Origin of the sequence: Priestia veravalensis, assembly GCF_001457055.1 — a bacterium.
GTDB lineage: Bacteria > Bacillota > Bacilli > Bacillales > Bacillaceae_H > Priestia > Priestia flexa.
In genome coordinates, this window is the sequence record NZ_KQ758719.1 from 1 (window position 1) to 9715 (window position 9715).

At 38.4% G+C, this 9715-nt stretch carries 5 protein-coding genes, 1 rRNA gene, 2 pseudogenes and 2 riboswitches; of the genes and pseudogenes, 7 read left to right on the forward strand and 1 reads right to left on the reverse strand.

What is annotated here, in order from left to right; translation table 11 throughout:
* A pseudogene (locus AS180_RS22935) lies at positions 1–251 on the forward strand (transposase); the annotation flags it as partial.
* 155 nt (positions 252–406) lie between these two features.
* Here the strand turns inward: AS180_RS22935 and AS180_RS19980 are convergent.
* Positions 407–1063, reverse strand: a pseudogene (locus AS180_RS19980) (2OG-Fe(II) oxygenase).
* A 272-nt stretch (positions 1064–1335) separates the two neighbouring features.
* Between AS180_RS19980 and AS180_RS19985 the strand changes: the two are divergent.
* From AS180_RS19985 to AS180_RS23375, 6 genes are all read left to right on the forward strand, one after another.
* Positions 1336–2286, forward strand: a complete 951-nt coding sequence (locus tag AS180_RS19985) for an AAA family ATPase (RefSeq protein ID WP_025908436.1) — start codon at positions 1336–1338, stop codon at positions 2284–2286.
* 7 nt (positions 2287–2293) lie between these two features.
* Positions 2294–3442 (forward strand): DUF58 domain-containing protein, encoded by a 1149-nt coding sequence (locus AS180_RS19990; protein WP_025908435.1) that lies wholly within the window; start codon positions 2294–2296, stop codon positions 3440–3442.
* Positions 3439–5610, forward strand: coding sequence for a transglutaminase TgpA family protein (locus AS180_RS19995; RefSeq protein ID WP_062687407.1), 2172 nt, complete (start codon positions 3439–3441; stop codon positions 5608–5610). The genes AS180_RS19990 and AS180_RS19995 overlap by 4 nt, the downstream gene beginning before the upstream one ends.
* 38 nt (positions 5611–5648) lie before the next feature.
* Positions 5649–5750, forward strand: a riboswitch (purine riboswitch).
* A 121-nt stretch (positions 5751–5871) separates the two neighbouring features.
* A complete protein-coding gene (guaA, locus tag AS180_RS20000; protein WP_035320199.1) occupies positions 5872–7401 on the forward strand; it encodes a glutamine-hydrolyzing GMP synthase in 1530 nt (509 codons plus the stop codon).
* Between the two features lie 99 nt (positions 7402–7500).
* Positions 7501–7602: riboswitch (purine riboswitch) on the forward strand.
* A gap of 154 nt (positions 7603–7756) precedes the next feature.
* Entirely contained in the window at positions 7757–9082 is a 1326-nt protein-coding gene (locus AS180_RS20005) for an NCS2 family permease (RefSeq protein WP_061786449.1), read from the forward strand.
* A gap of 405 nt (positions 9083–9487) precedes the next feature.
* Positions 9488–9715 (forward strand): 16S ribosomal RNA (locus AS180_RS23375); the annotation flags it as partial.

The window sequence follows — 9715 nt, forward strand, 5'->3', positions numbered from 1 at the left end:
TTTGGGAGAGATTCAAAGAACAAGCGCGTCTAAATAAGCGCACAAAAGCAGGTAAACAACTTTATCGTATGCGTTGCACGACGATTGAGCGTAGCTTTGCCGACGCAAAAGAGCTAAATGGGTATCGATATGCCCGGTATCGAGGGCTGAAGTCTGTCCAGATGCAGGCGTATCTGACGGCAGCTTGTCAAAACATGAAAAAAATCGCCCATTACCTGACCAAAACAGGTCAGGTAATGGGCGATTTTTATGGAAAACGACGATTTGTTTGTGAAATGTTTACTTGTTTCACTATAAAAAATGAAAAGAGCCTCAGATTGACGAGAACCTTACAGGTTTCTCGTCAATCTGACAAGGCCTGCTCACTTGAGCAGGCCTTGTATTTTGTTACATAGCAAGATAACATTTATCGAATTCTCTGCTTACGCATCCACTGCGTTGCTACCCACTTTTCACCTTTTACAACGGGTGCACCGCCATGAAGAGTTAAGTCGTTAAGCTCTTGATTTGTATAGAAGTATTCAAAGTATACGGCCATACCTTTTTTCGGCGTAACGGAAAATTTTAGCTTTGGAAAATAAGTTTCGCCACCTTCTTCTACATCATTTAAGTACATAACGAGCGTGCTGATTCGATTGTTCTTCGCGGCTTTGCTTGTAGGGACGAAGTAATCGTGGTGTGCTCGATATTCTTGATCTGGTAAATAGTTTAAAATTTGAAGACCCTCAGCATGATCGGTTGGAATGCCCGTGATTTCGGAAGTGCGCATTTCGATTTTCTGTACAAGTGGATTCTCGCTTTCATCGAAAAACATACCGCTACTTGTACGGATATTATTAACTTCACGTGAAGCTCCAATTTTAGAGCGCTGCATTTTATCTTTAGATAGCTAAATTAGTTCATCACACTCTTCATCGCTTAACACATTGTCTAATACGAGAATGAGCGGCTCTTCTAAACGAGCGATAATGTCAATCTCTCTATCGCTTAATATAATTTTATTGCCTATATGATTAAAGATTGTTTGTTCTTTTGTTACTAAAGACTCTTGATCTAAAGCCATTTTTCTTCTTCTCCTCAAAAAGACTTATTTTTCTGAAATTTAATGCAGTATTCTTGGAATCGCTTACTGATAAAAATTATATCACGCAGGGAAAAGGTTTGCTTCTAATAAGATAAATGTTTATTTTCTAATTATTTGAGGTTGTTTCGAAACTGGTAAAAATATAAAGCATCAGACTCACCTTATTTCTTTTAAGTAAACTGCTTGATTTGCTAGAATAGTACTATATTTGTGACAAATTTGTATGTATACATACATTAAGGGGGACTTTCATGATACCAGCAGAAAAGGTGCAGACTCAGCTTCAACAGCTTTTAAATACAATTGACGAAGTGGTTATAGGAAAGCGAGATGTAGCTAAGCTCAGTATTGTTGCACTCCTTGCAGAAGGACATGTTCTATTAGAAGATGTACCAGGAGTAGGGAAAACGATGTTTGTCAAAACGTTGGCTAAGGCAATTAATGCTGATTTTAAGCGAATTCAATTTACACCAGACTTGCTGCCGTCAGACGTAACGGGTATGTCGGTATATAGCCCAAAGGATATGGAGTTTCACTTTAAACCAGGCCCAATTTTAACGAATATTGTATTAGCAGATGAAATCAACCGTAGTTCACCAAAAACCCAAGCAGCACTATTGGAAGCCATGGCTGAGCAGCACGTTACCATAGACGGGTTAACAAGAGAGTTACCATCTCCATTTTTTGTGATGGCTACGCAAAATCCAATTGATTTTGAAGGAACGTATCAATTACCAGAAGCGCAGCTTGACCGTTTCTTATTTAAATTAAATATGGGATACCCAACGAAACAAGAAGAGCTAGCTATTCTAAATGGAGTTGAGCAAAAGCGAACGATAGATGATGTCCAGCCTGTTATGAATGTGGAAGAACTGCGTACGATGCAGCAAATGGTGAAGGATGTTTACGTAGATGATGTCATTAAAAACTATATCGTCGATTTGGTTATCCAAACGAGAACTCATGAATCCATTAGCCTTGGCGTAAGCCCGCGTGGTTCCGTAGCGTTAATGAAAGCAATTCAAGCGTATGCTTTGCTTGAAGGTAGAGATTATTGTATTCCAGATGATGTTCAACACTTAATGAAACATGCGTTCGCACACCGTGTTATACTGCAACCTGAGACGAGATATGAAGGGGTGACGGAAGGCTCCATTATCGAAGGCATTATAAAGCGTACGCCTGTGCCGGTGAAAGGATAAAAGCTATATGGCTAAACTAAGTGTTAAAAGGCAACCAGTCATAAGCTTTTTGTTATTAGTAGTCTTATTAGTAGCGACTTTTGCTTATGCGATGTTTCAAGGAGGATTTGTAAGCTGGTTTTTATTTTATAGCTTTCTGCCTTTTGGTTTATATGGAATTGTGATCGCGTTCTATCCTATGAAAAGCTGGCAAGTGGAGCGAGTGATGACGCGTACGCAGTACGAAGCAAAGGAATCGGTTTATTACAAAGTTCATATTAAACGAAACTCATTTTTTCCTTTGTACAATCTTTCCGTTGAAGATATATGTAAAGAGGCTGATTTATCTTTGCGAAAGATAGTATACCCACTGTGGAAAAAAGACATTGTGATTGAGTTTGAAATTCCCTCCTTAGAGAGAGGTGAGTATAACCTTACTGGAATCTCGATTGAAATGAGTGATTTATTAGGCATTGTTCATCGACAGCAAGTTTTTGTGACAAGAAACCAGCTCATTATGTATCCTCATTTAATACAAGTTAAACCTACCTCTTCCCAATGGAGTGAGGGGGAAAAGCACTTTTATAAGCGTTCCATTGCTGAAAATACGATGCTTGCTACTGGTGTGCGTGAGTATGAACAAGGAGACCGCTTGTCTACTATTGACTGGAAAGCGACTGCCCGAAAAGGAACGCTTATATCAAAAGAGTTTGAGAAGATGAGTGATTTGGAAGAGGTTCTTATTTTTGATGGCGTTGATCCTACGGACTTTGAAGAGCGGACTGGTTTCATGGCTTCAATGATTCTATCGTATCTAAATCAGCATAAGCCAGCTTCATTTATCCATGGGGGAAGCAGTAGTCGTTTAAAGGAGTTGCATGGAGGAGCTCAGCATGAGAGAGGATGGCTTGCTTACTTTGCTAGGGTCCAGCCGATACGAAACGGAAAGCTAACGATTCCAAAAGGTTTATCTCATGCAGTTACTGTTATTTCAAGTTCGATGACAAGTGAATTAATTCAAGAGGTTCAAGCTAAAGTAAGTCCGCAAACAAAAGTAACGCTTTTTATTATACAAAGCAAACAAGACGGACGAGGTTATGTGAATATTCCAAGGTGGGATGTTCACTTTATTCAATTTCCAAATCCCCGTAGTGTCCGGGAGGTGAAGAAGCAATGAAGTCTCTAAGTATTCGCAGCATATTACTTTATGTCGGCGCGTTTTTATTGCTGATTGAATGGCTACATCCACTTAGCGTGGTGACTGATACAGGTGAGATTCAGTATTTTATCTTTTTTGTTAGTATTACCTTTCTCTTACTGATGCTGCAGACCTCGTTTTTTATTGTGACAGTTATAAACGCAGCGTTTGTTTTGTATGCTGTTAATCGCATTTACTATCAAACGCCCTTTTTATCAGCAGAATGGTTTAGTGCGTTCGTTGACCAAACTTCAATAGATATAGGCCGTATTATCGGCTGGCAAATTCCCAATTTGTCAGTTGAGATGAGAACATGTCTGTTTTTTATCTTGTTATGGATTATGGCTTACTTAATTCGCTACTGGATTTTTTATCAGCAAAAGATTTTTTTCTTCTTTTTATTAACAATTGTTTACGTTACAGTGCTTGATACGTTTTCTGAGTATGACGCTACGTTTGCTATTGTTCGAGTTGTAGCCATTGGCTTCTTATTATTAGGCTTTTTGCGATTACACATAGATGGAAGAACCAAACAAAAGCTTTCCCACGTTGAAAATAGAGCAAGGTCTTTCTTTTTGCTACTAGGTGTTCTACTTATAGCAGTTGGTGTTGCTTATATTGTACCAAAATCAGCTCCGAAATGGCCTGACCCTGTTCCGTTCTTAACAGCTTACACACAAAACAGTGGTGAAGGCGCATCAAATAACCAGCGGATTGGTTACGATACTGATGATTCTCAGCTCGGCGGTGCCTTTACCGCAGATGATACGGTTGTATTTACTGCCCAAACAGAGAAAGAGCATTATTGGCGGATTGAAACAAAAGACGTCTATACGGGAAAAGGCTGGGAAACGTCTTATAATGCTGCGAGTCGACCGTTAGAAGGAAACGAGAACGTACTTCCTCAATATGGTGCAAGTGTAGAAAAAGAATCATACACAGCGTCCATTAAGTTTGAACAACCAACTATTCATTTAATGCATGTTCCAGAATTGAAGAGTATTTCTCTTAATGATGTACTGCAACCGCAAATTACGCCAGCGAATGAAAAGTTATTTCCTTACAATCAAGGTCGCGTGACCGAAGCGAAATCATATGAAATGACATATGCATATCCTACTTTTAATATTGAACAGCTACAAAATAGTGATCGAAATGGAGTTTCTATTGAACAGAATTCTTCGTTTCAAAACAGGTACACTCAGCTCCCAGAATCATTACCTAATCGAGTTGGGCAGCTTGCTCAAGAGATTACAGCTGAGGAAGCTACTCGCTATGATAAAGTAAAAGCAGTAGAGAAGTACTTTCAAGCTAATGGTTTTGTATATGATACAAACGATGTAGCTATTCCTGGTGAAGGAGAAGACTACGTAGATCAATTCCTGTTTGAGACGCTTAGAGGATACTGTGATAATTTTTCTTCATCCATGGTTGTCCTACTTAGAACACTTGATATTCCAGCGCGCTGGGTGAAAGGCTATACCGAAGGCGAACAAATTAGCGCTAGTGCAGAAACGCCTGTATATGAAGTGACGCAAAACAATGCACATTCATGGGTCGAGGTTTATTTCCCAGGAACAGGTTGGGTTCCGTTTGAACCAACTAAGACATTCTCAAACCCTTATGAATTTGATGAACCTCAAGTGGAAGGGAATAATCAAGGTACAGAAGAGGAAGAGATAGAAGAAGCTACTGAACCAGAAGTGGAAGAGCCGGTACAAGAAGAGCAGAAACCTGAAGAAAAACAAGTAGCAGATGATGAGAAAGTGGAACCTTCAGATGCTGCAATCTCCTTATGGTGGTTATTGCTTCTCATTCCCTTTTCATTCATATTATTATACATGACACGTTATAAATGGTTGCCACGTGTAATGGTTCCATACTACCGCAAACGTTCGGATGAAAAAGCGTTTGAAAAAGCCTATTTCTTCTTAATAAGTATGTTAGCAAGAAAAGGTTTAAAAAGAGATTCACATGAAACGCTGAAGGATTTTGCTTTACGAGTAGATCATCAGCTTCATACAAATGATATGAGTGAATTAACGAGAAAGTATGAGAGAGTTATTTATAAGCAGGAGTCATCTGTAGAATCTTGGAGTCAATCAGTAGAATTGTGGGAAAATTTAATTAAAACGACAGGTTCTTGACCATTTCCAGCTTGATTGATAGAATATTCACGAACTTACTATAGTGTTACGTATACCTTCATATATCCTCGATAATATGGTTCGAGAGTCTCTACCGGGTCACCTTAAATGGCCTGACTATGAAGGCAGGATATTCTTTTTGATCATAGCTTTGTGTTCAACTAGACTTTCTGCCTTTATATCAAAGGGGAAAGTCTGGTTTTTTTATATTTTGGGGCATAATAGCAAGTGATTATTTACACATTCGGAGAGGTGAACGAGATGGAAGGCATGATTGTTGTATTAGATTTTGGAAGTCAGTATAATCAACTCATTACGCGTCGTATTCGTGAGTTTGGCGTATATAGTGAATTACATCCACACACAATTACAGCAGAAGAAATTAAAGCGTTAAATCCTAAAGGGATTATTTTCTCTGGTGGTCCAAATAGTGTGTATGGTGAAAGTGCATTTCACTGTGACGAAAATATTTTCGAATTAGGAATTCCTGTACTGGGTATTTGTTACGGTATGCAGCTTATGACTCATCATTTTGGTGGTAAAGTAGCGGGTGCAGATCATCGTGAGTATGGTAAAGCATCGATTCACGTACAAAATGATTCATTAATGTATCATGAGCTACCGAAAGAGCAAGTGGTATGGATGAGCCACGGCGACTTAGTTGTAGAAACACCGCCTGGATTTGAAGTGGATGCGACAAGTGCATCTTGCCCAATTGCTGGTATGAGCAATAAAGATAAAAATATGTACGGAGTTCAATTCCATCCAGAAGTTCGCCATTCAGTATATGGAAATGATCTGTTAAAGAACTTTGTATTTGAAGTTTGTCATGCTGAAGCTAACTGGTCTATTGAAAACTTTATTGAAGTTGAATTAGAAAAAATTCGCCGAGTTGTTGGAGATAAAAAAGTATTATGTGCATTAAGTGGCGGCGTAGATTCTTCTGTAGTAGCCGTATTAATTCATAAAGCAATCGGTAACCAATTAACTTGTATGTTCGTAGATCATGGTTTATTACGTAAAGGTGAAGCGGAAAGTGTAATGGAGACGTTCAGTGAAGGGTTTAATATGAACGTTATTAAAATTGATGCAAAAGACCGCTTCTTGAACAAATTAAAAGGTGTATCTGACCCAGAGCAAAAGCGTAAAATTATTGGGAACGAGTTTATCTATGTATTTGACGATGAAGCAACTAAACTACAAGGTTTTGAATTTTTAGCTCAAGGTACACTATACACAGATATTATTGAAAGTGGTACAGCAACTGCTCAAACAATTAAATCTCACCATAACGTAGGTGGATTACCAGAAGATATGGAGTTTGAGTTAATTGAACCTTTAAATACACTATTTAAAGATGAAGTGCGTGCATTAGGTACTGAATTGGGTATTCCTGACAATATTGTATGGCGCCAACCATTCCCAGGTCCAGGGCTAGGAATTCGTGTGCTTGGTGAAGTAACAGAAGAAAAGCTTGAAATCGTTCGAGAATCTGATTACATTTTACGTGATGAAATCGCAAAATCAGGTTTAGAGCGTGATATCTGGCAGTACTTCACAGTTCTTCCTGATATCCGTAGTGTTGGTGTAATGGGGGATGCTCGTACGTATGATTATACAATCGGTATTCGTGCCGTAACTTCAATCGATGGGATGACTTCTGATTGGGCTCGTATTCCTTGGGATGTGCTTGAGAAGATCTCAGTTCGTATCGTAAACGAAGTTAAACACATTAACCGCGTTGTGTATGACATTACAAGTAAGCCACCTGCAACAATCGAATGGGAATAATATGTAAGGAAACCGAACAAACGAACATTCTTTTTGTAAGAATGTTCGTTTTTTGTTGACTTAATTCATTATTAAGTGGTAATATACTAGCATAAAAGAACTAAACATATTAAGAAATGTCGTATAATCTTGGGAATATGGCCCGAAAGTTTCTACCGAGCTACCGTAAATGGCTTGACTACGAGCAACTCTGTATATACAAACGATTTATTCTATCTATTAGATAAAAAGAGAAGAGTAGATAGTATCATTCCGTATATATTTACGTAGTTAACGCCTTTACATTATTAATTGTATAAGGCGTTTTTTATATTACCCATGAGACAGCGACTTCCAATGGTGGGGAGGAACAAGTATGAAGAAGTACTTTCGTTTTGATGAGTTAGGAACAAATTATAGAAGGGAAACTATTGCAGGATTAACAACTTTTTTATCCATGGCGTATATCTTATTCGTTAATCCAGCGATGCTATCATTGAGCAGCGTACCAGATTTACCAGATAGCATGCGTATGGACCAAGGTGCGGTATTTACAGCTACTGCTTTAGCTGCAGCGCTTGGTTCACTCATTATGGGAGTAATCGCTAAATACCCAATTGCGCTTGCGCCTGGAATGGGTTTGAATGCTTTCTTTGCTTATAACGTTGTATTAACAATGGGTATTCCGTGGCAAACGGCTTTATCTGGTGTTATGGTATCGGGGTTAATTTTCATCTTATTATCTTTATCTGGTATACGTGAAACAATCATTAATGCTATTCCAGCAGAGTTAAAACTAGCAGTTGGTGCTGGGATTGGTCTTTTCATTACATTTGTTGGATTGCAAAACGCTAATATTATTGTAGACAATCCAGATCTACTAGTTGGTTTAGGTGATTTAACAAATGGTAGTACATTACTTGCTATTTTTGGTGTTATTATAACAGTTATCTTAATGGTTTTACGCGTCAATGCTGGAATCTTTATAGGAATGGTTATTACAGCTATCGCTGGTATGGTTGTAGGGTTAGTTGATTTACCAACAAGTGTTGTCGGCCCGGCTCCTAGCTTAGCTCCGACATTTGGTGCTGCTTTTGAAAACTTCGGTGAAGTGTTTACGCTTCAAATGCTAGTTGTTATCTTAACTTTCTTATTTGTAGATTTCTTTGATACAGCAGGTACTTTGGTTGCTGTTGCAACTCAAGCTGGACTAATGAAGGATAATAAATTACCTCGTGCAGGAAGAGCGCTTTTAGCAGATTCTACAGCGACAGTAACGGGTGCGGTTTTAGGAACATCTACAACAACATCGTATGTTGAATCAACAGCGGGTGTTGCAGCAGGTGGGCGATCAGGGTTTACTTCAGTTGTAACTGCATTTTTCTTTTTAATTGCTATTTTCTTTTCACCTTTACTTTCTGTAGTAACTTCAGCGGTAACAGCACCAGCTCTTATTATTGTGGGTGCACTAATGGTGGCAAGCCTAGGGAAGATTAAGTGGGATCAATTTGAAGTAGCGGTACCAGCTTTCTTAACGATTATCATGATGCCTTTAACATACAGTATCGCTACAGGTATCGCGATCGGTTTTATCTTTTATCCAATCACGATGATCTGTAAAGGTAGAAGGAAAGAGATTCATCCGATTATGTATGGGTTATTCGTAATCTTCGTTCTATATTTTATTTTCTTAGCAGAATAAAATAATTAAAGAATAGTAGAAGAAGAGGCAGCTAAAGTAGCTGCCTTTTTATTTTGAGCAGGTTACTGGACTTTGCTTGAATAACAGTTATAAAATAAGTGCATATCATTGAGAAAGTTAAATGATCGAAATGAGTAAATAAAAGCTTTTTAAAAAAGTGAAAGTTTTTTTAAAAAAACAATTGACTCTTCATAATTATCATGGTAAATTATTATATGTCGCCAAGGAGCGATTGAGAAAAACTTGAAGTTTGAAAAAAGAGTTTGGAAAAAAAGTTGTTGACTTTTAAAACTCAGAATGATATATTAGTAAAGTTGTTTCAAGAGAAAATGAACTTTGAAAACTGAACAAAGCGACAAACGTCAACGTTAATTTTTTTAAACTTTTATGAGCAAGTCAAACATTTCTTCGGAGAGTTTGATCCTGGCTCAGGATGAACGCTGGCGGCGTGCCTAATACATGCAAGTCGAGCGAACTGATTAGAAGCTTGCTTCTATGACGTTAGCGGCGGACGGGTGAGTAACACGTGGGCAACCTGCCTGTAAGACTGGGGTAACTCCGGGAAACCGGAGCTAATACCGGATAACATTTTCTCTTGCATAAGAGAAAATTGAAAGATGGTTTCGGCTATTA